This window comes from Salinicola sp. NYA28a (assembly GCF_976982775.1).
On sequence record NZ_OZ334582.1, the window covers coordinates 3,066,768 to 3,088,224 of the forward strand.

Sequence of the window (21,457 nt, forward strand, 5' to 3'; positions counted from 1 at the left end):
GATTCACCGATAACCTTAAGTGCCCTCGCGGCTTTTGTCATGATCGGGCGCGGTGACGACCCATAGCGCCCAGGCGCATTGACGGCTCAGGATATCCGAGGGAGCGGATAGAGCCGGTCGGCGGTCATCTCTTCCAGCGAGTTGATGCCCAGCATCCCCAGGTTACGGTGCACCTCGGTCGCGAGAAGCGAAATGGCATGATCGACCCCGGCTTCTCCCGCCACCGCCGCGGCATAGTTGAACGGGCGGCCGACGAACACGAACTTCGCCCCCAGCGCCAGCGCTTTCAGCACATCGGAGCCGCGCCGAAAGCCGCTGTCGACCATCACGTCGAGACTCACGGCCGCGGCGATATCGGGCAGCACACGCAGCGGCGAGACATCACCGTCCAGTTGCCGCCCGCCGTGGTTGGAAACGATGATGCCATCGACACCCAGGGACTCGGCCTTGCGCGCATCCTCCACGGCCATGATGCCTTTCAGCACCAGCTTGCCGCCCCACTGCTCACGAATGCGGCGGATGTCCTCCCAATCGAGATGCTCCCGGCCGGAAAAGTCCCGCTCGACGTTCTTGGCGACGAGGGCAACGCCGCGCTCCGCACCGACATGCTCGAAATGCGGCATGCCGTGACGACGGATCGTGCGCAGGAAGGTACACAGCGCCCATTCGGGATGCGTTGCGCCTTGCCACAGCAGGCGAAGGTCGGGGCGAATCGGCGTCTTGTACCCGGTGCGCACGTTGTTTTCACGGCTCGGCACCACGGCGGAGTCGACCGTCACCACCAGCGTCTGGATTCCGGCACGAGCCACACGCGCCACCAGGGCATGAATGGATGCCGGATCGGGTGGCATGTAAGCCTGGTACCAGACATCGGGATTGACCTCGGCAATCGTCTCCAGCGCGATCAGTCCGGAGGCGCTGATGACCATGGGAATACCGGCCCGCCGGGCAGCGCTGGCCAGGCGAATGTCGCCACGGTAGGCGGTCAACGCGCTGACGCCCATCGGTGCGATGCCGAACGGCAGGGCATGTTCGCGCCCCATCAGCGAGGTTCGGGTCGTCCGCCCGCTGACATTGACCAGCGAGCGATGCACGAACCCGATCTCGCGAAAGGCCCGAAAATTGTCATCGTAGGAGGCATTGGTTTCCGCCGCACCGGCCACGTAACCGAAGATGGGCTTGGGCAGCACCCGCCTCGCGAAACGCTCGAAATCCGCCAGGCAGAGGATGTGTCGCAACCGCCGGCGAAACCACCAGCGCTCGAACCAGGAAATGCCGAGGTTCGAATTCACCGCATTTCGAAAACGGGGCTGGGGCTCCATCGCGCTCATGGCTCCATCCTCCTCGATGTCCGATGCGCGGTCGTGACCCTGGCATCATGGATCGGCTGGTCAAGGGGAAGCATGGCATGTGAAAACCGCACTGCAGTCGGGTCCGAGGGCATCGGCGTTCTCCGGGAACGTCAAAGGATATCGAGGGTGCCGACTCGACCTGAAGAGGCGATGCAGTCGACGATCAAGCGCTAAATTGTCATACATCATATTTAAAGAAACAGTCGACTTTCGATGTACAAGCCTGGATTCGATGACTTCCGCTCCCGAGTTGCAGCGTGCCAGGTTTGTTTCTAGCCTGTAACCACACTTGAAAGGAGATAACTTATGTTAAGGATGACGTTTTTGACCCTGCTGCTCACCCTCGGCCTCTCCGCATGCGGAACCTCGACCGGCGAGCGCGCGGCCAGCGGCGCGGGCGTCGGTGCCGCCGTCGGTGCGGGCGCGGCGGCTGCGACCGGAGGTGACGTCACTCAGGGTGCCGTGATCGGCGGCGGTGTCGGTGCAGCCACGGGCGCGGCAACCGACGAAGACGATGTCGACCTCGACGACTGAGCCGTCGCTGCGACTTCCCTGCCTCGTTTCAGCCTAGCGGCAGAACGAAACGCCGCGCATGCCGAGATGAAAGTGATTGGCGTGCGCGGCATTGTAGTTCGGCCCCAGAGTGGTACCGAAATAGTGACAGGCACCCGCCTGAGCCGCTTCGAGAAACCGACCACGTTCGCCCCCGTCCCCCCAGTCCTCGAGTACGCTGATCCGACGCCCATCCTCGAGCCGGAAGGCCGCGACATCGAGTGCCGACGCCGTGGCATGCTCGCTGCGTCTGGCGTTCTCCCGATGGTAGATATTGCGGCATGCGAAAGAGCCGTAATGCTGCACGCGGGAAACACCCTCGCCGAAGATCTGCCGAGCCAACGGCTGCAGTTCGTGTCGTTCGTACATGGTCCAGGCCAGCGCCAGCGGGCAACTGGCCACGAAGCTCGAACTGAACGCGACCTGCGTGCTCGAGAGCCGAACCACGTTTTCGAGCGGGCAACCGGCCGCCGCGGTGTAATCGCCCAGCGGGGTATAATCGATATCCGGCGCCGTCTCCAGCGCTGCAAGACACGCCTCTCGATCTCCGGATAGCGCTTTCAGCTTCCAACGCGTGACCGGCGTCACGGGATCGCTCACGACCAGTGGCGCGAACGGGTTCCACTCCCGCGGGATCTGCCAGATTCCCTTGTCGAAGGCGATGCCGACAGCGATCACTATCAGACAAATCAGGGTGCTTGAAGATAGTCTTGAAGAAGGTTTTGAGGAAGGTTTCATGGACTCCGGCGAGCTGATAGCGGATTTCCGCGACGTCGGTAATCGGCGACGCATTGGATAGCGCGGTTCACACTTTTCTGCTAAATCGGTGCTATTCGATCGTAGTCATATATTCTAAGCTTAGTTAACTTGTCGAAATGCTGACGAACGCATTTCCAGTCGAGCAGAAAACAATCATTACCGTGCATGTCGTCAAGGAGGACACAATGCCGGGCTGTGCCAGACACGAGAACGTTTGCGGTCGCTGCGACGTACCGCTGGATTTCGAATTCACCATGGCATTTCAGCCACTGGTGAACATCGACGAGAGTCGAATCTATGGCTACGAAGCGCTGGTCAGGGGAAGCGGCGGGGAATCCGCCGGTTCGGTGCTGGCACGGGTCGACGACGCCAACCTCTACCGCTTCGATCAGGCTTGCCGGGTCAAGGCGATCGAAATGGCCCACGATCTGGGGGCCGAAGGGATGCTCTCGATCAACTTCCTGCCCAATGCCGTCTACGAACCGCAGGCATGCATTCAGGCCACGCTTGCCGCAGCCAGGCGGGTCGGCTGGCCGACGAGCCGGCTCTGTTTCGAAATCACCGAGTCCGAAAATGTCGGGGATCGGTGCCATCTGCAGAATATCGTGACCAGCTACCATGAAATGGGGATGAAGACGGCGCTGGATGATTTCGGCACCGGATATGCCAATCTCGATCTGCTGATCGACATCTCGCCGGATGTACTGAAAATCGATCGCCAACTGGTCAGCGATATTCAGACGGCTCCCCGCCAGCAAAGAATTCTGGAACACATCATTACCCTGGCACGTCAGCTGGACATCACGCTGATTGCCGAAGGTGTAGAAAAACTAGAAGAAGCTCGTTGGCTCTACCGCCACGGTATTGCCAGACAGCAGGGATACTGGTTTGCCAGACCGGCCGCAGGACAACTACCGACCTGCCCCGAATCGCGCTTCGCGCTGGTTCGTGGCGAACACTGACGACCGCGATACGACTGGCAACTCCATCCACCGTTCGAATCACGGTACCCTGGCTTATGGTTGCTTCGAAAAATCCGCTATCCCATCAGGCCGTCGAGGGCCCTTCCACGCCGGATGGGCTGGACACGTTGAATATCGCGGCACTGATCTACCGGCTCGATGCCGGCGTTCCCCTGCTGGTCGATGCCAACGAGACGGCGAAACGTCAGCTGCACCTGGGTGATGGCTTCCCCATGGCCGACCCGTGGCAATGGCTGGACGCTCGTCGCTATCCGGCGGCTGGCCGCGATCATCCGGCATTGCTGAATGTCTCGTCGGAAAACTCGAGTCAGTGGCAGTGCTTCCACATCCGCCAACGTGCGCAGCCGCTGCAAGCGCTGAAACTCAAGATTTCTCCGCTGGAAACACGAGCCGACGAAGGTGCCACGCGTCACGTGCTCATCGCCATCGGCGAGATTACCGCCATCGACGATACCCCGGGCCTACTGCCACAGGCGCAACCACATCTACGCCAGGTGCTCGGGAACTTGCCCATGGGCGTATGCATCATCGATGTGGAAGGTTATCTGCGGCTGGTCAATCACGCCTTCTGCGAGTTCTTCGGCTATGCGGAAAGCGAGCTGCTCAATGCTCACTTTCGGAAGCTCTTGCCCTCGCAGCATCATCAGGCTGCCGAGAAGCAGCACGCAGCCAGCTTCTTCGACGCACTGGAACAACGCCGCGCCGTGGAAGTCCGGCTGCATGACGGATCATCGCGCACCGTCATCATCGAGGATACGATCAGCCACGACGAAGCGGGCCGCCCCCAGCGGATCGCCTTTCTCGTGGATATCACCGAGCGATGCGATATCGAACGCCGGCTGCAGGAAAAGAACCGTCGCCTCGAATATCTGGCAACGCGAGACGATCTGACCGGATTGCACAACCGTCGCTTCGGCCTGGAACTGCTCGAACAGACACTGGAGCGAAGCCAGCGTTACGGCGAAAAGGTCGCCATTGCCATGCTCGATCTGGATCACTTCAAGGAGATCAACGATCGCTACGGCCATGCCGTCGGCGACGAAGTGCTAACGGAATTCAGCCACTTCATGACCGGCGCGCTGCGTTCGGGCGATACCCTGGTTCGCTGGGGCGGAGAGGAGTTCCTGGTGATCTTGCCCGGGGTCGATCGTTTTTCGGCACAGACCACGATAGACCGCGTCCTGAAGCAACTTCGCCAACGCACCTTGAGCACACCGCGCCTCCGCGTAAGCTTCTCCGCCGGCGTGGGCGAGTATCGCGACCAGATGTCCAAGAGGTTGCTGGAGGAAGTCGACCATGCGCTTTACCAGGCGAAATCGGCCGGCCGAGGCTGTGTCTCGATCGCTCCCGTTTCCAGCGCCTGCCAGGAGCGCTGCCACGCTCGAATGTTTCCCTCGTTTCAGGGCTGACGACCGCCCTCGGGGCGGTCGCCACTGGCTGCCTTTCGGGAACGAGCGCTCGGACTTGGGTCGCTCCGAAGCGGTCTTTCGGACAGAGATTCAGAAAATCGCCCGCACTGCGAGGAACAGGACCGTCGGTGCCAGCAGGATGCCGAGCCCGGTGTAGAACGTCGCGGTCATCGCACCGTAGGGCACCAGCCGCGCGTCGGTGGCCGCGAGACCCGCCGCGACGCCGCTGGTCGTTCCGATCAGGCCACCGAAGATCATCGCCGAGCGCGGGTTATCCAGCCCGATGAGCTTCGCGGTCATCGGTGTCGCGATCATGGTCAGGATCGATTTGACCAGGCCGGCGGCGATCGACAGCGCGATCACTTCCGAACTCGCGCCCAGCGTGGCCCCGGTCACCGGTCCGACGATATAGGTCACCGCGCCGGCCGCGATCGTGGTGATGTCGACCGGGTCGGTATAGCCGAAGCCGATCGCGACGACGGCCCCCGCCACGAACGACACCAGCACGCCGAGAAACAGGGCGATCACGCCACGCAGGCCTGCTTTCTTGACCTCCTGCAGACGCACGCCGTACGCGGTGGCGATGATCGCCAGATCCCGCAGCATGCCGCCCCCCATCAATCCCAGACCGGAAAACAGCGTGACATCCGAAAGCCCCTTGCTGCCGCCGGTGGATGCCCCACCGACATAGGCGAGGATCAAGCCGATGATGATCGCGATTGCCGAGCCATGCAGACGGCCCGCGGTCAGATGGCGACTGAGCCAGTAGGCCACGTACATGGTCAGGCCGATCACGGCGAAAGCGGCGATCAGGTGATACTTGTCGACCAGCGAGACAATGGAATCGTTCATGCGAGCCTCCCCTTTCAGTGGCCGCTATGGGCCGTTGGTGTCGAATCGAGTGGGCTCGCATCGTCGACCTTCTTGCCGGTCAGCACGGGAACCAGCGCCAGCCCCAGCACGACGGCCAGCACCCCGGCCAGGATCGCCACCATGCCGCCACTGAAGGCAGCTGCCACGTTCTGGCTTGCCGCCATGGCAACGACGATGGGAATGTACATCGCATTCCAGAAGTTGATGCCGCTCTCGGTCGTCTCCGGCAGCTTGCCGTGATCCTTGAGGTAGCCGGTCACGAAGATCAGTAACAGCATGGCGATGCCCACACCGCCCAGATTGGCATCGATTCCCAGCAACTGGCCGAGTACGTCGCCGATGATTAGCCCGACCAGCATGCAGCCGGCCAGGAGTGCTACACCGTAGATCACCATCGTTGTCACCTCTTGGGGCACTGTTATAGAGAATGGTTATGATTGGCCCGGTTGTCGGAGCTTGGCGTGTATCGGGACCGCCACGTCCGGCATGACGGCCGTGCCGCGTTACCCACGCGGCGAGGGTGCAAAACCTCTCGCGATATTCATGGATTTGCCGTTTCGGCACTCAGGTAGATATCGGCATAGCGTTCGCGCAACGCGTTCTTCTGGACCTTGCCCATGACGTTGCGTGGCAGGCTATCGATGAAGAACACCCGCTTCGGCTGCTTGTAGCGCGCCACCTTGTCCTTCAGTGCCGCCAGCACGTCAGATTCGTCCAGCGATTCCCCCGGTTTCAATACCACCGCCGCGGTCACCCCCTCGCCCAGATCAGGATGGGCAACACCGATGACGGCCGACTCCATCACCTGAGGCAGCTCGTCGATCCACTGTTCGATCTCCTTGGGGTAGACGTTGTAGCCGCCGGAGATCACCAGATCCTTGTCGCGGCCGACGATGTGCAGATAGCCGTCTTCGTCGATCAGCCCGAGGTCTCCAGTGATGAAGAAGCCATCGTCGCGAAACTCGGAGGCGGTCTTTTCCGGCATGCGCCAATAGCCCTGGAAGACGTTCGGTCCACGAACTTCCACCAGGCCGGTTTCCCCCGCCGGCAACGCCTTGCCGGCTTCGCGATCGGTAATGCGGACCTCGCTACCCGGCAGCGCGAAACCGACCGTGCCCGGACGACGCTCGCCGTCGTAGGGGTTCGAGGTGTTCATATTGGTCTCGGTCATGCCGTAGCGTTCGAGAATGGCGTGGCCGGTACGTTCGCTGAATTCCCGATGGGTTTCCGCCAGCAGCGGCGCGGAGCCGGACACGAACAAGCGCATGTTCGCGGTGGTCTCCCTGTTCAGCCGCGGGCTGGCCAGCAGGCGGGTGTAGAACGTCGGCACCCCCATCAAGGCCGTTGCCCGTGGCATCAGATCCAGCAGTTGCTCGGCATCGAGCCTGGGCAGGAAGGTCATCGAAGCGCCGACGGTCAGGATGATGTTGCACGCCACGAACAGTCCGTGAGTGTGGAAGATCGGCAAGGCATGAAGCAGATGATCGTCGGCGCTGAAGCGCCAGGACTGCGCCAGCGCCTGGCTGTTGGCAGCGAGATTGCCGTGGCTCAGCATGGCACCCTTGGAGCGCCCGGTGGTGCCGGAGGTATACAGGATCGAGGCCAGATCGTTGGCTTCCAGCTCGGCGATGTGCGGATCTTCCTCGGCCTTGGCGACCCGTTCCATCAACGACCCGTCGGCTTCCGCGCCCAGGCTTTCGACGACCGATACCCCACAGCGCTGTGCCAACCGCCGTGCGGTGTCGATGTCGTCCGGGCGGCAGACATAGAATCGCGGCTCGGCGTCTGTCAGGAAGTATTCGACTTCCGCCTCCGTGTAGGCAGTATTGAGCGGCAGGTAGACCGCCCCCGTCTGCAGGCAGGCCAGATAGAGCATGATCGCCTGCGGGCTCTTGTCGACCTGCACCACGACGCGGTCGCCCGGCACCACGCCGCTTTCGCGGAGGGCCCGCGCCATGCGCCGCGAAGTGGAAAGCACGTCGCGATAGCGATACTGCTCGCCGCTCGGTGTATCAATCATCACCTTGTCCGGGCGGCGCTCGAAATTGCCCGAGAATTGCAGATACAGATTCTGATTCATCCCACCTCTCCTGCTTTGTTAAACGGTCACGACCGATCAGGCATCGGTCCGGGAGCCATGACGGCAGCGCGAGCGCCCCTGCTTGGCATCGCGGCGGATCTCGCTGGTGCAGACCACCGTGCCCTCGCGGCTGAACGCTTCGTGGTTCTGCTCGATGCGGTCGAGCTCGTAGAGATAATTGACCATCAGGCCATGAGACTGGCGGCGACCGTTCTCGGAGGTATCGCCGGGCCAGTTGAGCCGGTGCAGGCTGGCGCCGTTGCCCAGATGAAAGCGGGCCACCGGATCCAGCGGCAGGCCGCTATCGCGCTTGACGTCGGTCAGGTAATGCGCCGCCAGCCCCCGCAGTTCGGCATTCAGCTTGTCGCGCAGTTTGGCGTCTTCCAGCCAGCGCCCCTCGTCGAGCCCCTCGGCGATCTCGTCGGCGAGCTGGCAGGTTCCACTTTCGCGTTCCGTCGCCAGCCACTTGGCAAAACCAGGGACCGGCGAGAGCGTCACGAAGTTCTCGAGATTCGGCAGATTGCGCTTGAGTTCCTGCACGACCTGCTTGATCAGGAAGTTGCCGAACGAGATACCCCGCAGGCCGGCCTGGCAGTTGCTGATGCTATAGAAGGCGGCAGTATCGGCCTCTTCCGGACGCACCTCGTCGCCACCCTCCAGAATCGTCTGGATGCTGTCGGGAATACCCCGACACAGCGCCACTTCGACGAAGATCAGCGGCTCGTCACCCGTGGCCGGGTGGAAGAAGGCATAGCAGTGGCGATCTTCGGGGTCGAGGCGCCGACGCAGGTCCGACCAGTCGCCGATGGCATGAACGGCTTCATAGTGGATGATCTTCTCGAGTACCGCGGCAGGCGTGTTCCAGTCGATGCTCTCCAGCACCAGGAAGCCGCGGTTGAACCAGGACGCGAAGAGATGATCGAAATCCGCATCCAGCGGCACCAGCTCGGGGTTCGCCTTGAGACAGCGCAACAGGTCCGCGCGCATCTTGACCAGTTCGTAGGTGCCGCCCGGGCACAAATTCAGCCGCCGCAGCAGGTGCTGACGACGAGGCTCGCAGGCCGCGAACAGCCGCTGCAGACTGGCGTTGTCCCCGTTGTCGCGATACGCCGCGTAAGCCTCGTGAATGGCGTCGGGCTCGGCGGCGTAGCGTTCCCCCAGCAACTGGAAGAAGGCAAGCCGGTCGCTCTCGCCGAGCGAGGCGTAGCGCTCCAGCGCCTCCTGGGCGATCAGAATCTGGGACGCCTCGCCGCCGGGCTGCATCAGCGTTTCGCACACCGATGTCAGTCGCGCCAGACTGCTCGGCGTCCCGCCATCTTCGCTACCGACAAGATGCTGGCCCCGTGTCCGGCGGCCGATGCTGGAGAGAAGATCCTGCAGAAAATTCATGTTGACGTTCATGCCGGCCCTCTCGGGTCTGTGGCTGGAGCTCGGGCTGTCACCAGCGGCGGCAGCGACGAGCGTTCGGCAGAGCGAAGCGGTCTGGCAGAAAAACGTCGGCATGAATTCCGAAACCGACTGTTAACATACATGTCATCGCTCTGTTATATATAACAGTTATGCCCCGGCCAGCCCGGTGTCAACATAGGAGAAAGTCTAATATGGCCCGCATCCCGCATGCCCAGCGGCTTCGCGACCTGCTAGAGGATGCCATCGTCGAAGGTCATTACGCGCCTGGAGACAAACTGGACCCGGCGGCACTGGCGCAGGAGTACGACTGCTCGCGCACGCCGATCCGCGAGGCGCTACAGCAGCTCGCCGCATCCGGCATGGTGCGCGTGCTGCCCAAGCGCGGAACATTCGTCGCCCAGTTGAGCGTGACCGAACTGGTCGAGCGCTTCGAGGTGATGGCAGAGCTGGAAGGGATGTGCGCGCGCCTGGCGGCGCGGCGCATGACACCAGAAGAACTGGCGGCGCTGCATCGCGCCCAGGCGGCTTGCCGCGAATGCATGGCTGCCGGCGATGCCGACGGTTACTACTACGAAAACGGGACCTTTCATCACCTGATCTACCAGGCCAGCCATAATGACTTCCTGGCACAGGAAGCTTCGCGCCTGCACGCCATTCTCAAGCCCTATCGCCGTCTGCAGCTGCATGCCCGCCGCCGTCTCGCCAGCAGTTTCGACGAGCACGAAGCGGTCATGGCGGCGCTGGAGCGCGGCGATGCCGACGCTGCCGAAGCGGCGATCAAGGCTCACGTCCAGATTCAGGGGGAACGGTTCAACGACCTGGTGGCCTCGATGCAGCGATTGCAGCGCCAACGCCGCGCAGAGCGACCGATGCCGGAAGGTTCGTCGTGAGATCGGCAACCTTCGAGAACGAGGCTAACCGGATGACCATGATCGTGGCGATCAGTGGAACAGCAAGGTAACGATCAGCGCCACGCCGCCGACGATCAGCGCCGTGACCACGGATACGCTGACCAGCAGGTTGAGCCACCGGTCGATCGGCGCCTCGGCTGGCGCCATCGAACGCCGCGTCGCGCCTTGGCGCGTTTGGTACTGGCGTAGTGGGCGGGACGGCTTTATGGCTGGGCGCATAGGCAAGTTCCGCAAGTCATATGATTATGTTAACGGCGGCACGCCTCTTGAATTGAGCTTCAAATTAGGTCTTTTCGCCGATCTTCGCCACTCTGCCCGCCATTCCTTTCGTCCCAGCCTCTGCTGAGCGATGCCACCAACGAAAACGGCCCCGATCCTGGCGGACCGGGGCCGTCGCGATATCACGCCCGACTATCGCGGATTGATGCGACGGTTCTTGATATCCGGCGCGCGGCGGTAGCGATCTTCTTCCGCCAGCTCTTCGGCTTCGAACGCATCGGCACCCACCGGCGTATCGCTATGGCGACGGTAGAGCGCGGTCAGCATCGCCTTGCGGTCGGCACGCAGCTCTTTCAGGGTCACGAATATCATTCCGTAGAGAATGAACGTGAAGGGCAGCGCCGCCAGCACCGATGCCGACTGCAACCCCTTCAGCCCGTTCTCCCCGCCTGCGGAGAGCAGCGTCAGACAGATGGCCGCGATCAGTACCCCCCAGATGATCCGCTTCATCAGCGGCGGATTGAGCGAGCCGTTATCGGTCATCTGCGAGACGATATAAGTCGCGGAGTCCGCCGAAGTCACCAGGAAGATGAAGATCAGGCAGAGCGCGACGACCGACAGCACGTTCGAGAACGGCATCAGATCGAACATGCGGAACAGCGCCGAGGTGATGTTGTCGGCCGTCGCCTGGGCGAGACCCGCATCGCTGTTCATTTCCATCTGGATGGCGGCGCCGCCGAAGACACCGATCCACAGGCAGGCCAACAGCGGCGGCACGACGAGCACGCCGAAGACATACTGCTTGATGGTGCGGCCGCGCGAGATACGCGCCACGAAGGTACCGACGAACGGCGACCAGGCGATGACCCAGGCCCAGTAGAAAATCGTCCAGTTGGACGCCCACTGGCTGTCATCGTAGGGGGACATCCGCAGACTCATGCCGATGAAATTCTGCAGATAATCGCCGATGCCCAGCGTGATGGTCTCGAGAATCGCGATGGTCGGCCCCGTGAACAGGATGTAGAACATCAGCGCGAAACAGATGATCAGATTGAGGTTGGAAAGGTTCTTGATGCCCTTGTCCAGCCCCGACGTCGCCGAGATCATGTAGCAGATGAACATCGCACCCATGATGATGAACTGCCACATCATGTTTTCGGGCACGTCGAACACGGAATGCAGACCGCCGTTGATCTGCAGCACGGCCAGCCCGATGGAGGTCGCCACACCCATTACCGTCGCGACGACGGCAAAGATATCGAGGATCGGCCCAAGACGGCGCAGCTTCGGACGTTTCGCGGTGACCGACGACAGCACGTTGGAAACCATGCCCGCCTGGTTCTTGCGAAACTGATAGTAGGCAATGATCAGGCCGACGACCGAAAAGGCCGCCCACTGGTGAATACCCCAGTTGAAAAAGGCATATTGGATTGCATAGCGCGCCGACTCGGCGGATTCCGGCGCCACGTCGCCATAGGGCGGCGTCATATAGTGCGTCATCGGTTCCGCCATGCCGTAGAACACCAGACCGACGCCGAAGCCCGCTGCGAGCAGCATGCTCACCCAGGAAAAGAAGCCATAGGTCGGCTTGCTGTCCTGCGGCCCCAAGCGAATCTTTCCGTACTTGCTGAACGCCAGGCCGACCAGAAAAATCACGAATCCGAACACGGATAGCAGATAAAACCATCCAAAGTAGTGCGTGGTCGCACCCAATGCAGCGTTGGCAATATTCCCAAATCCAGTCGGGAAAATGGCGCCAACGGCGACGATCGCCGCTATCACCATCGCCGAGACGATGAATACACCTTGTTTACCAAGCTTGGGCATGTCGTCCCCTTTTGATTGTGCTGATTTCCTTTGACATCACCAGTGTAGACGACGCCTTCTGCCTCTGCGGACGCTACTGCCAGCTGTCTCGAGTCACGCTTCCGAGGAACTCCAACATACCATGTCAGGGTGGCTCCGGCGTAAGTTCCCTTTGGACTACCTCCCCGGCCTACCTTTCAATCATTCGCCGGAGAGCCATTCGGTGACGGGTTATCGGCTCCAGCCCCGGCAGCGAGACGCCGCACGTCAGCGCCGTCAGCCGGTCCCGGCCCCTGCTGACATCGCCCCAAAGCGCTCTCCCGGAAAGAGCGCGTCCGCGTGCCAATCAAAATCGACACCACATATCGGTTGCATTCGCCCCCGGCGCCCTCATGATGAGGATCATGAGGGCGCTAACGAGCGCCCGCCCATTTCTCCGAGGAGAACGCTCATGTCACGACTTGCCGATATACCTCTCTCGGTGCTGGATCTGGCACCGATCACGCGCGACGGCACAGCGGCGGAGACTTTCCGCCACAGCGTCGACCTGGCCCAGCAGACCGAGCGGCTGGGTTACAACCGCTACTGGCTGGCCGAGCACCACAACATCGACGGGATCGCCAGTGCGGCGACCAGCGTCCTGATCGGTCATATCGCCGGGGCCACCTCGACCCTTCGCGTCGGCAGCGGCGGCATCATGTTGCCCAACCACCCGCCGTTGGCGATCGCCGAGCAGTTCGGCACGCTGGCCACGCTCTACCCGGATCGCATCGATCTCGGCCTGGGCCGTGCGCCGGGGTCGGATGGCGTGACCATGCAGGCGATGCGTCGCGATCCTCGTGCCGGCGTCAACGATTTCCCCGATCGTCTCGATGAACTGCGCCGCTACCTGGGCGACAGCGTGCCCGGTCAGCGCGTGCGTGCCATTCCCGGCGAAGGCACGCACGTGCCCATCTGGCTGCTCGGTTCCAGCGGCTACAGTGCCCAGCTTGCCGCCCGGCTCGGGCTGCCCTTCGCCTTTGCCGGCCAGTTCGCGCCGGGTTACATGATCGAGGCGCTGCATCTCTATCGCGAAGGCTTCCAGCCCGGCGTGCTCGACAAGCCCCATGCCATGATCGGCATTCCGCTGGTCGCGGCCGAGAGCGACGAGCGCGCCCGCTTCCTGGCTACCACGCAGCAGCAGAAATTCCTCAACCTGATTCGCGGCAAGAGCACGCGCACCCAGCCGCCGGTGGAAAGACTCGACTGGTCGCTGCAGGAAGAAGCGATGGTCGCGCAGAATCTCGGCGCCGCCGTGGTCGGTGGCCCGGAGCGCGTTCGCCAGCAGCTGGACGAATTGCTCGAACGCACCGGCGCCGACGAGATCATGGTCAATACCGACTGTTTTGATCACGCTGATCGGGTGAAGTCCTACGAGATTCTGGCGGATGTGTGGAAGAAGGCGTAACTCCTCCGATCGACAGAAGACGCCTCGGGTAGATTTCGACCTCAAAGCCTGTCGACTGCCACCCGATGACGCCTTTCCCGGACGGCGCTGGGCAATCGAGTGTCGAACCGGGTCTTGCGTCATGGATGACGCAAGAGGCGCGTTGGGCAGGATGCCCTTTCGCGCCGACCCGAGATCGACACTCGAGCGACCAGGGTTTCGCCGACCGGCGGCGTCAAAAAGAGGGGGAGCGGCGAGGGGGCGAGCGTTAAGCCCCCTCGTCAATCAACGGTGAGGATGGCTGATTCACGATCAGTGATGCCCTCTTCACTCAAGAATCAGCCAGGTCCGGTCCACCACCAAGTCCGGTCCACCAATAAAAAAACACCCGGCACATGGCCGGGTGTCTCATCATCGAGCTTGAAAGAAAAGACTTAGCCGAGACGCTTGGCCAGCAGCCCTTCCAGCTTCTTCTGGTCGGCGGCGAAGGTGCGAATGCCTTCGGCCAGCTTTTCGGTCGCCATGGCGTCCTCGTTGTGCTCCCAACGGAACTGCGCTTCACCGATCGGGTCGAGACGCTCGCTGCCGCTACCGGTATCGGTCACCTTGCGGGTCACTTCCCCTTCCGCCGAGGAGAGTTCCTCAAGCAGCGCCGGCGAGATGGTCAGGCGGTTGCAGCCTGCCAGTGCCAGGATCTGGTCGGTATTGCGGAAGCTGGCGCCCATGACCACGGTGTCGTACCCGTAGCGGCTGGCGTAGTCGCAAACGCCGCGAACGAACTTGACGCCCGGGTCTTCGTCCGGCGCGTAGGATTCGGTGCCGGTCGCCTTCTTGTACCAGTCGGTGACGCGGCCGACGAACGGCGAGATCAGATAGACGCCGGCTTCGAAGCAGGCACGGGCCTGAGCATCGGAGAACAGCAGCGTCAGGTTGCAGTTGATGCCTTCCTTCTCCAGCTTCTCGGCGGCGCGGATGCCTTCCCAGGTCGAGGCCAGCTTGATCAGTACGCGATCCTTGGAGACGCCGCGCTTCTCGTAGAGATCGATCAGGTGATGAGCCTTGTCGATGCTCGCCTGCTCGTCGAACGAGAGCTTGGCGGCCACTTCGGTGGATACCCGGCCGGGCACCAGCTTGGTGATCTCGGTGCCGATGGCGACCGACAGGCGATCGACCGCCTCTTCGATGCGGGCATCGGGGTCGGAAATTTCCGACTTGACCGCGCTCAGGGTCTCTTTGATCAGATCCTGATAACCCTCGAGATCGAACGCCTTGAGAATCAGAGACGGGTTGGTAGTCGCATCGTGGGGCTGATAACGGCGAATGGCATCCAGATCGCCCGTATCGGCAACCACCATGGAAAGTTGCTTGAGAGAGTCGAGTTGCTGTGTCATGAGTCGCTCCATCGTCGTGGCGTGTGATTGCATCCCGTCGCAATCCTGATCCTGAAAGCATAACACCGATGCCCGGCTCTCGCCGGGGACCTTGCCGAGTTTCGGGCCATTCCTCATCGGCGGCATCCGATCCACCGTCACCGGACCGGGAATCGCGATCTGCAAAGAGTCAGGTCATCGAGGCATCATGGATTCTTTCGGAAAAGAACGTCGTGCCATGACTCATCGATGAGGAGGCGATGCCTTGATTTCAAGGCCCGACAGCCGCCACCGACTGCCGGAAACCGAAGACTCAGGCGATACCGTGCTCGCGGCTCAGCGCGTCGCGGTAGCGCCGATAAATACCGTGATAGCTGGCCACGGTTTCCGGTTGGGGTCGGGTCAAGGTGGATTCGTCCAGCTTGACCCAGTCCCGGCAGAGCGTGTCCAGTGCCACCTCGGACTCGCGATCGTCGCACCAGCGCGCCTGAATCGCGCCGCCGAAGGCTGCCGCCTCGGTCACTTCCGGGCAGACCACTTCGACATCGAGCACGTCGGCCACGATCTGGCGCCAGATCGGGCTTTTCGCGCCGCCGCCGACCAGGCGTACCTGGGTGGCCTGGCTCGCCAGCGGGCCGAGCAGTTCGAGTCCATAACGCAGCCCGAACGTCGCGCTCTCGACGGCGGCACGGCAGAGGTTTTCCGGCGTGGTATTGAAGCTGGTCATGCCGCTCATGCTCGCCTGGGCCTGCGGCAGCGCCGGCACCCGCTCGCCGCTGAAGAACGGCAGCAGGGTGATGCCGCCCGCCCCCGGCTCGGCCTTGGCGACGGCACGATTGAAACCCTCGATATCGAGCCCGACCAGTTCCCGCAGCGTCGTCGTGGCCGAGGTCACGTTCATGGTGCAGATCAGCGGCAGCCAGCCATCGTGGCTGGCGCAGAAGTTCGCCACCATGGCGTTGTCCGGCACCACCGGATCCGGCGAATGGACGGCGATGGTGCCGGAGGTACCCAGGCTGATCGTGACGCGGCCCGGCTCGATATTGCCGGTGCCGATGGCGCCCATCATGTTGTCGCCACCGCCGCTGGAGACGAGCACGTCGTCGCCAAGGCCCAGCTCCCGCGCCAGCGCCGGGCGAACCGTGCCGACCGCCTGGCGGGAATCGATCAGCCTGGGCAGCACGCTGTCGGCATCCAGCTCCGGGGCGATAATCTCGAACACGTCGCGACGCCAGGTCCGCGTGCGCGTATCGAAGTAGCCGGTGCCGGAAGCATCGCCCGGCTCGGCGACACGCTCTCCGGTCAGCCAGAAATTGAGATAGTCGTGCGGCAGCAGCAGCGTGGCGATACGCCGGTACGCCTGCGGGTGCGTCTCGCGCAGCCAGGCGATCTTGGAAGCGGTATAGCCGGTCTGCAGCACCAGGCCCAGCTTGTCGATACAACCCTGCTCCCCGCCGAGCCGGTCGATCAGCCGTTCGTTCCACTCCGCGGTTTCGGTATCGTTCCAGAGCTTGGCCGGATGCACCGGCACGCCGTCGCCATCCAGCGCGACCATGCCGTGCTGTTGCCCCGAGATACCGATGGCACGGACCGCGACCGCCTCCACGCCGGCGTTGCTCAACGCCTCCCCGAGTGCGCCACGAAATGCCTCGGTCCACTCTTCGATACGCTGCTCCCGCCGGCCGTGATCGCCCTGCTCCAGCTTGTGGGGACGAGAGGCTTCGCCAACGATGCAGCCGTCGCTTCCATCGACCACCACGACCTTGGTGCTCTGCGTGCCACAATCCACACCGATATACATTGCATCCATCCCTCGATCAGTTCAGATTCCAGCCCGGCGCCATGGCCGGCGTGAACGCCGACCTTACCCCGTCAGTCGCTGAGGTCAATTGGCGACGAGATGTTCGACGCAGGCACGCGCGCCGTCCCGGTACAGCCGTTCTAGCGCATCGAGGTAGGCCGTGCGGAAACGTTCGTCATCGGCCAGATCGCCGAACAACTGGCGATTCTCGATGAACGCGGTCGGCTCGTCACGGTTGCGCTTGGCGATCGCCATCAACTCGTCCTTGAGCCGATCGACCACCACGATCGGCTCGCCCTGCTCGTCGACGCCTTCGGCATAACGGGCCCAGCTGGCCACGACCGCCGCGCTGCGATGAATTTCGCCATCCTGCGCCAGCTGTTCCCGAATCACCGGCAGCAGCCACTTGGGAATGCGATCCGAACTCTCGGCGCACAGTCTCGCCAGGGTGTCCTTGATCTCCGGGTTGGCGAAACGCGCGATCAGGGTGCGCTTGTAGTCGTCGAGGTCGACGCCCGGCACCGGCCGCAGGGTCGGCGTGCCCTCTCGATTCATGTAGTCGAGCAGGAACTCGACGAACAGCGGGTCCTTGCACACTTCGTGGGCGTAGCGATAGCCGGCCAGATAGCCGAAGTAGGTCAGCGCCTGGTGACTGGCATTGAGCAGACGCAGCTTCATCAGCTCGTAGGGCATGACATCGTCGACCAGTTGCACGCCGACCTGATCGTAGGCGGGCCGACCGCTGTTGAAGTGGTCCTCCAGCACCCACTGGGTGAAGGGTTCGCACACCACCGGCCAGCGGTCCTCGATACCGAAGCGTTGGTGGATCTCCTCGATGTCGGCATCGGTGGTCACCGGCGTGATGCGGTCGACCATCGAGTTGGGGAAACGGACGTTGGCATCGATCCAGTCGCCCAGTTCCGCATCCCGCGCCTTGGCATAGGCCACGAACATCTTGTGCGCCACCTCGCCGTTGCCCTGGATGTTGTCGCAGGACATCACCGTGAAAGGCTCGATGCCCCGCTCACGCCGGCGCGCCAGCGCCTCGGCGACGATGCCGAAGGTCGTCCTGGGCGCCTGTGGCGAGGCCAGGTCGTGCTTGATGTCCTCGTTGCCGAGATCGAACTCGCCGGTGACATGGTGGAAGTTGTAGCCCCCTTCCGTCACCGTCAGGGAGACGATGCGAATCTTCGGGTCCGCCAGCAGCTCCAGCGTGTCCTCGATGTCGTCCGGCGCGTATCGGTAATCGATGATCGAGCCGATGACTCGCGCCTGATACTCCCCTTCGGGATGCTTGATCACCAGCGTATAGAGGTGATCCTGGGCGGACAGCGCCGCCTGCATGCGCCGGTCGCCCGGCATGACGCCGACGCCGACGATGCCCCAGTCCAGCGCTTCGCCTCGGTTCATCAGGTCGTCGAGATACATCGCCTGGTGGGCGCGATGGAAGCCGCCGACGCCGAAGTGGACGATGCCCGGCGTGACCTGGCTACGATCGTAGGAAGGCTTGGCGACGGCGCCGTCGAGTTGGTCGAGAGCCGCCGAATTCAGCGATGCCATGGGGTTTCTCCTGAAAAAGTCACTGCTCCGGGAAAGATACTGAGCACAACGCAGGCTCGACTAGGCTTCGGCAGTCGCGGAAGACGCCGCCGCCGACTCGCGGCCGATGGCCAGCTCGCTTTCGCTGTCGAACAGGTGCAGTTTGTCGCTGTCGCAAGTCAGTGTCAGCGTGTCGCCGATCCGAACTGTCTGATGGCCCGGCAACTGCGCGGTGACGACATGTTCCCCCACGCTCAGTTGCACCATGGTCACCGCGCCCAGCGTCTCGACGACATCCACCGTACCTTCGACGCGATTGGCACCGGCCGCGTCGCCGATCCGCAGGTGTTCCGGACGAACGCCGACCCAGACATCGACGACACGCCGTGATGCCATGGCCTGGGTGTGGGCCGCGTCCAGCGTGAAGGCGAAGCCAGGTCCGCTGACCGCGCCGTCGGCATGCCGGGCACGCAGGAAGTTCATCGACGGATTGCCGATGAAACCGGCCACGAACCGGTTGGCCGGAAAGTCGTAGAGATTGATCGGCGTATCGATCTGCTGGATTTCACCGTCCTTCATCACCACGATACGCTCGCCCATGGTCATCGCCTCGACCTGATCGTGGGTGACGTAGAACGTGGTCACGTTGAGCCGCTTGTGCAGCTTGACGATCTCGGCGCGCATATCGACGCGCAGCTTCGCATCCAGGTTGGAGAGCGGCTCGTCCATCAGGAACACCTGCGGGTTGCGCACGATCGCCCGTCCCAGCGCGACGCGCTGACGCTGACCGCCGGACAGCTCGCGCGGCTTGCGGTCCAGCAGATGTTCGATACCCAGCGTCTGCGCCGCCTCGTCGATCTTCTGCTTGATCTCCTCGGCCGGACGCTTCTTCAGTCTCAGACTGAACCCCATGTTCTCCGCCACACTCATGTGCGGATAGAGCGCATAGCTCTGGAACACCATGGCGATATCGCGCTCTTTCGGCGGCACCTGGCTGACGTCCTTGCCGCCGATCAGGATCTCGCCACCGGTGTTGCGCTCGAGACCGGCAATCATCCGCATGGTGGTGGACTTGCCGCAGCCCGAAGGCCCGACCAGCACCACGAATTCACCGTCGCGCGTCACGAGGTTGAAATTGTCGACGGCGTTGTTGCTACTTGAACCCTTGTGTTGGGATTCATAGCGTTTGGCGACGTTCTTGAGTTCGACGATGGCCATGTCGTTAACCCTCTCGATGAAATTCGGTACCAGCACGATCGCCGGTCATTTGACGGCGCCGAAGGTCAGCCCTCTGACCATCTGGCGTTGCGTGAACCAGCCGAGCACGATGATCGGCGCGATCGCCAGCACCGAAGCGGCGGACATCTTGGCCCAGAACAGCCCCTCGGCGCTCTTGAACGAGGCGATGTAAACCGCCAGCGTTGCAGCGCTGTGGTCAGTCATGGTGATACTCCAGAACGACTCGTTCCACGCCAGAATCAGCGCCAGCAGACCGGTCGAAGCCAGTCCGGGCAGCGCCAGCGGCAATACCACCTTGAACAGGGTCTGCATGATGCTGGCGCCATCGATGTCGGCGGCTTCGACGATGTCCTTGGGGATGTCGCGGAAGTAGGAGTAGACCATCCACACGATGATCGGCAGGTTCATCGCGGTGAACAAAAGCGTCAGCCCCAGGGCGTTGTCCAGCAGTCCGACCGCGCTATAGACCAGATAGATCGGAATCAGGACGCCGACCGCCGGAATGAACTTGGTCGAGACCATCCACACCAGCAGGAAGTCGGTGCGCTTGTTGGGATAGAAAGCCATGGCGTAGGCGGCCGGTACCGCCAGCGCCAGCCCGATGACGGTCGAGGCGACGGCGGTCAATGCGGAGTTCCAGGCGTAGTGCCAGTAGCCGCTGCCCTGCGCCAGGGCCGTCTTGAAGCTCTCCAGTGTCGGCGAGAAGAAGAAGTTCGGTACCACCGTGAAGGCCTGCTGCTCGGTCTTGAACGCGGTCAGCAGCAGCCACAGGATCGGGAAGAAGATCAGCAGCGCCACGACCCACGCGAGCACGCCCATGGCAGTGTTGGCAAACCGTTGCGATTTCATCGTGCGGCTCCCGCGTTGAGGTTCCCGGCAATGAAGCGAATCAGCATGATGGCGAAGATGTTCGCCAGGATCACGGCGCCGATGGCGGCCGCCGACGCGATGCCGATGTCGTTCTGCTGGAACACGGTCTGGAAGATGTAGTACGGCAGATTGGTGGTCGCGGTCCCGGGGCCACCGCTGGTGGTGGTGTAGATCTCGGCAAACGAGGTCAGGAAGAAGATGCTCTCCAGCATCACCACGACATAGAGCACCTGCCCCAGATGCGGGACCACGATATGGCGGAACTCCTGCCAGGCATTGGCGCCATCGAGCCTGGCCGCCTCGATCTGGTCTTCCGGCAGCGACTGCAGGCCGGTCAGCAGGACCAGCAGCGCGAACGGCGTCCATTCCCAGGTGATCATGATGATCACCGACAGCATCGGATAGTGGGCGAGCCAGTCGACCGGCTCCAGCCCCAACTGCCGCGCCACCCAGGCGAACAACCCGTAGACCGGGTGGAACAGCATGTTCTTCCAGATCAGGCCGGTCACCACCGGCATCACGAAAAACGGCGCCACCGCCAGCGTGCGAGCCACGCCACGGCCGACGAAGGTGCGATTGAACAGCAGTGCCAGCGCCAGACCCAGGCACACCGTGATGACCAGGCTGGCCGCGACGATGATCAGGGTATTGGCCAGCGACTTCCAGAACGTGGGATCGCCCAGCAGAATCGCGAAGTTGTTCAACCCGGCGAAGCCGTTGTACATCGGCATGATCAGGTTGTACTGCTGGAACGAGTAATAGATGGTCATCGCCAGCGGGACGAGCATCCAGATCAGCAGGAAGATGACCGCCGGCGCCATCAACAGCCGTGTGGTACGGGCGAAAGAGCGCGCCCCG

At 62.5% G+C, this 21,457-nt stretch carries 19 protein-coding genes; 5 read left to right on the forward strand and 14 right to left on the reverse strand.

The genetic code is table 11. From position 1 onward, the window contains the following. Positions 1 to 86 precede the first annotated feature (86 nt). Complete coding sequence (locus tag ACWHY3_RS13815; RefSeq protein WP_256961118.1) at positions 87 to 1,331, reverse strand: alpha-hydroxy acid oxidase; 1,245 nt, start codon at positions 1,329 to 1,331, stop codon at positions 87 to 89. Positions 1,332 to 1,667: 336 nt separating this feature from the next. Here ACWHY3_RS13815 and ACWHY3_RS13820 point away from each other — a divergent pair, with 336 nt between their 5' ends. Then, positions 1,668 to 1,886, forward strand: a complete 219-nt coding sequence (locus ACWHY3_RS13820; RefSeq protein ID WP_332780445.1) for a hypothetical protein — start codon at positions 1,668 to 1,670, stop codon at positions 1,884 to 1,886. 33 nt (positions 1,887 to 1,919) lie between these two features. Here ACWHY3_RS13820 and ACWHY3_RS13825 read toward each other — a convergent pair whose 3' ends face one another. Continuing rightward, a complete protein-coding gene (locus ACWHY3_RS13825) occupies positions 1,920 to 2,642 on the reverse strand; it encodes an extensin-like domain-containing protein (protein ID WP_448126774.1) in 723 nt (240 codons plus the stop codon). A 206-nt stretch (positions 2,643 to 2,848) separates the two neighbouring features. Between ACWHY3_RS13825 and ACWHY3_RS13830 the strand changes: the two genes are divergently transcribed. Both ACWHY3_RS13830 and ACWHY3_RS13835 read left to right on the forward strand, forming a co-directional pair. After that, positions 2,849 to 3,625, forward strand: coding sequence for an EAL domain-containing protein (locus tag ACWHY3_RS13830; protein WP_303854581.1), 777 nt, complete (start codon positions 2,849 to 2,851; stop codon positions 3,623 to 3,625). 56 nt (positions 3,626 to 3,681) lie between these two features. Then, the gene (locus tag ACWHY3_RS13835) at positions 3,682 to 5,055 is read left to right on the forward strand and encodes a GGDEF domain-containing protein (RefSeq protein ID WP_448126775.1); all 1,374 of its coding nucleotides are present in this window, start codon (positions 3,682 to 3,684) and stop codon (positions 5,053 to 5,055) included. A gap of 90 nt (positions 5,056 to 5,145) precedes the next feature. Here ACWHY3_RS13835 and madM read toward each other — a convergent pair whose 3' ends face one another. The 4 genes from madM to ACWHY3_RS13855 form a co-directional block, all read right to left on the reverse strand. Continuing rightward, entirely contained in the window at positions 5,146 to 5,907 is a 762-nt protein-coding gene (madM, locus tag ACWHY3_RS13840) for a malonate transporter subunit MadM (RefSeq protein WP_087718454.1), read from the reverse strand. Between the two features lie 14 nt (positions 5,908 to 5,921). Continuing rightward, positions 5,922 to 6,323, reverse strand: a complete 402-nt coding sequence (gene madL, locus ACWHY3_RS13845; RefSeq protein ID WP_448126776.1) for a malonate transporter subunit MadL — start codon at positions 6,321 to 6,323, stop codon at positions 5,922 to 5,924. 146 nt (positions 6,324 to 6,469) lie between these two features. Then, complete coding sequence (locus tag ACWHY3_RS13850; protein ID WP_448126777.1) at positions 6,470 to 8,008, reverse strand: malonate--CoA ligase; 1,539 nt, start codon at positions 8,006 to 8,008, stop codon at positions 6,470 to 6,472. 36 nt (positions 8,009 to 8,044) lie between these two features. Then, positions 8,045 to 9,409, reverse strand: a complete 1,365-nt coding sequence (locus ACWHY3_RS13855; RefSeq protein ID WP_448126778.1) for a malonyl-CoA decarboxylase — start codon at positions 9,407 to 9,409, stop codon at positions 8,045 to 8,047. Positions 9,410 to 9,609: 200 nt separating this feature from the next. Here ACWHY3_RS13855 and ACWHY3_RS13860 point away from each other — a divergent pair, with 200 nt between their 5' ends. After that, positions 9,610 to 10,308 carry a GntR family transcriptional regulator gene (locus ACWHY3_RS13860; RefSeq protein WP_448126779.1) on the forward strand — a complete coding sequence of 233 codons (699 nt, stop codon included), beginning with the start codon at positions 9,610 to 9,612 and terminating at the stop codon, positions 10,306 to 10,308. Positions 10,309 to 10,359: 51 nt separating this feature from the next. On the opposite strand, the gene ACWHY3_RS13865 is transcribed toward ACWHY3_RS13860, so the two are convergent. Beyond that, a complete protein-coding gene (locus ACWHY3_RS13865; RefSeq protein ID WP_448126780.1) occupies positions 10,360 to 10,548 on the reverse strand; it encodes a hypothetical protein in 189 nt (62 codons plus the stop codon). A 192-nt stretch (positions 10,549 to 10,740) separates the two neighbouring features. Then, a complete protein-coding gene (locus ACWHY3_RS13870) occupies positions 10,741 to 12,375 on the reverse strand; it encodes a BCCT family transporter (RefSeq protein ID WP_087718449.1) in 1,635 nt (544 codons plus the stop codon). Positions 12,376 to 12,805: 430 nt separating this feature from the next. Here ACWHY3_RS13870 and ACWHY3_RS13875 point away from each other — a divergent pair, with 430 nt between their 5' ends. Continuing rightward, positions 12,806 to 13,801, forward strand: a complete 996-nt coding sequence (locus ACWHY3_RS13875; protein WP_087718448.1) for an LLM class flavin-dependent oxidoreductase — start codon at positions 12,806 to 12,808, stop codon at positions 13,799 to 13,801. Positions 13,802 to 14,214: 413 nt separating this feature from the next. Here ACWHY3_RS13875 and tal read toward each other — a convergent pair whose 3' ends face one another. The 6 genes from tal to ACWHY3_RS13905 all read right to left on the reverse strand — a co-directional run bounded on the left by tal (position 14,215) and on the right by ACWHY3_RS13905 (position 21,420). Beyond that, positions 14,215 to 15,171: a transaldolase gene (gene tal, locus ACWHY3_RS13880; protein WP_087718447.1), complete on the reverse strand. Its 957-nt coding sequence runs from the start codon at positions 15,169 to 15,171 to the stop codon at positions 14,215 to 14,217. A gap of 292 nt (positions 15,172 to 15,463) precedes the next feature. Beyond that, positions 15,464 to 16,951, reverse strand: a complete 1,488-nt coding sequence (gene xylB, locus ACWHY3_RS13885; RefSeq protein ID WP_448126781.1) for a xylulokinase — start codon at positions 16,949 to 16,951, stop codon at positions 15,464 to 15,466. Positions 16,952 to 17,035: 84 nt separating this feature from the next. Next, positions 17,036 to 18,511: a mannitol dehydrogenase family protein gene (locus ACWHY3_RS13890; protein WP_448126782.1), complete on the reverse strand. Its 1,476-nt coding sequence runs from the start codon at positions 18,509 to 18,511 to the stop codon at positions 17,036 to 17,038. Between the two features lie 60 nt (positions 18,512 to 18,571). Then, complete coding sequence (locus ACWHY3_RS13895) at positions 18,572 to 19,708, reverse strand: ABC transporter ATP-binding protein (RefSeq protein WP_087718444.1); 1,137 nt, start codon at positions 19,706 to 19,708, stop codon at positions 18,572 to 18,574. Positions 19,709 to 19,753: 45 nt separating this feature from the next. After that, complete coding sequence (locus tag ACWHY3_RS13900; RefSeq protein ID WP_087718443.1) at positions 19,754 to 20,578, reverse strand: carbohydrate ABC transporter permease; 825 nt, start codon at positions 20,576 to 20,578, stop codon at positions 19,754 to 19,756. After that, on the reverse strand, positions 20,575 to 21,420 hold the full coding sequence (locus ACWHY3_RS13905; protein ID WP_256961123.1) for a carbohydrate ABC transporter permease: 846 nt from the start codon (positions 21,418 to 21,420) through the stop codon (positions 20,575 to 20,577). Before ACWHY3_RS13905 ends, ACWHY3_RS13900 begins: the two co-directional genes overlap by 4 nt. Positions 21,421 to 21,457 lie beyond the last annotated feature (37 nt).

What these genes read in the sequence shown, in the direction of transcription:
- ACWHY3_RS13870 (WP_087718449.1), bottom strand. Translation starts at nt 12,375, where the DNA reads ATGCCCAAGCTTGGTAAACAAGGTGTATTCATCGTCTCGGCGATGGTG.
- xylB (WP_448126781.1), bottom strand. Translation starts at nt 16,951, where the DNA reads ATGTATATCGGTGTGGATTGTGGCACGCAGAGCACCAAGGTCGTGGTG.
- ACWHY3_RS13875 (WP_087718448.1), top strand. Translation starts at nt 12,806, where the DNA reads ATGTCACGACTTGCCGATATACCTCTCTCGGTGCTGGATCTGGCACCG.
- ACWHY3_RS13900 (WP_087718443.1), bottom strand. Translation starts at nt 20,578, where the DNA reads ATGAAATCGCAACGGTTTGCCAACACTGCCATGGGCGTGCTCGCGTGG.
- ACWHY3_RS13830 (WP_303854581.1), top strand. Translation starts at nt 2,849, where the DNA reads ATGCCGGGCTGTGCCAGACACGAGAACGTTTGCGGTCGCTGCGACGTA.
- ACWHY3_RS13860 (WP_448126779.1), top strand. Translation starts at nt 9,610, where the DNA reads ATGGCCCGCATCCCGCATGCCCAGCGGCTTCGCGACCTGCTAGAGGAT.
- madL (WP_448126776.1), bottom strand. Translation starts at nt 6,323, where the DNA reads ATGGTGATCTACGGTGTAGCACTCCTGGCCGGCTGCATGCTGGTCGGG.
- madM (WP_087718454.1), bottom strand. Translation starts at nt 5,907, where the DNA reads ATGAACGATTCCATTGTCTCGCTGGTCGACAAGTATCACCTGATCGCC.
- ACWHY3_RS13895 (WP_087718444.1), bottom strand. Translation starts at nt 19,708, where the DNA reads ATGGCCATCGTCGAACTCAAGAACGTCGCCAAACGCTATGAATCCCAA.
- ACWHY3_RS13850 (WP_448126777.1), bottom strand. Translation starts at nt 8,008, where the DNA reads ATGAATCAGAATCTGTATCTGCAATTCTCGGGCAATTTCGAGCGCCGC.
- ACWHY3_RS13865 (WP_448126780.1), bottom strand. Translation starts at nt 10,548, where the DNA reads ATGCGCCCAGCCATAAAGCCGTCCCGCCCACTACGCCAGTACCAAACG.
- ACWHY3_RS13835 (WP_448126775.1), top strand. Translation starts at nt 3,682, where the DNA reads ATGGTTGCTTCGAAAAATCCGCTATCCCATCAGGCCGTCGAGGGCCCT.
- ACWHY3_RS13815 (WP_256961118.1), bottom strand. Translation starts at nt 1,331, where the DNA reads ATGAGCGCGATGGAGCCCCAGCCCCGTTTTCGAAATGCGGTGAATTCG.
- ACWHY3_RS13890 (WP_448126782.1), bottom strand. Translation starts at nt 18,511, where the DNA reads ATGGCATCGCTGAATTCGGCGGCTCTCGACCAACTCGACGGCGCCGTC.
- ACWHY3_RS13825 (WP_448126774.1), bottom strand. Translation starts at nt 2,642, where the DNA reads ATGAAACCTTCCTCAAAACCTTCTTCAAGACTATCTTCAAGCACCCTG.
- ACWHY3_RS13855 (WP_448126778.1), bottom strand. Translation starts at nt 9,409, where the DNA reads ATGAACGTCAACATGAATTTTCTGCAGGATCTTCTCTCCAGCATCGGC.
- ACWHY3_RS13905 (WP_256961123.1), bottom strand. Translation starts at nt 21,420, where the DNA reads ATGGCGCCGGCGGTCATCTTCCTGCTGATCTGGATGCTCGTCCCGCTG.
- tal (WP_087718447.1), bottom strand. Translation starts at nt 15,171, where the DNA reads ATGACACAGCAACTCGACTCTCTCAAGCAACTTTCCATGGTGGTTGCC.
- ACWHY3_RS13820 (WP_332780445.1), top strand. Translation starts at nt 1,668, where the DNA reads ATGACGTTTTTGACCCTGCTGCTCACCCTCGGCCTCTCCGCATGCGGA.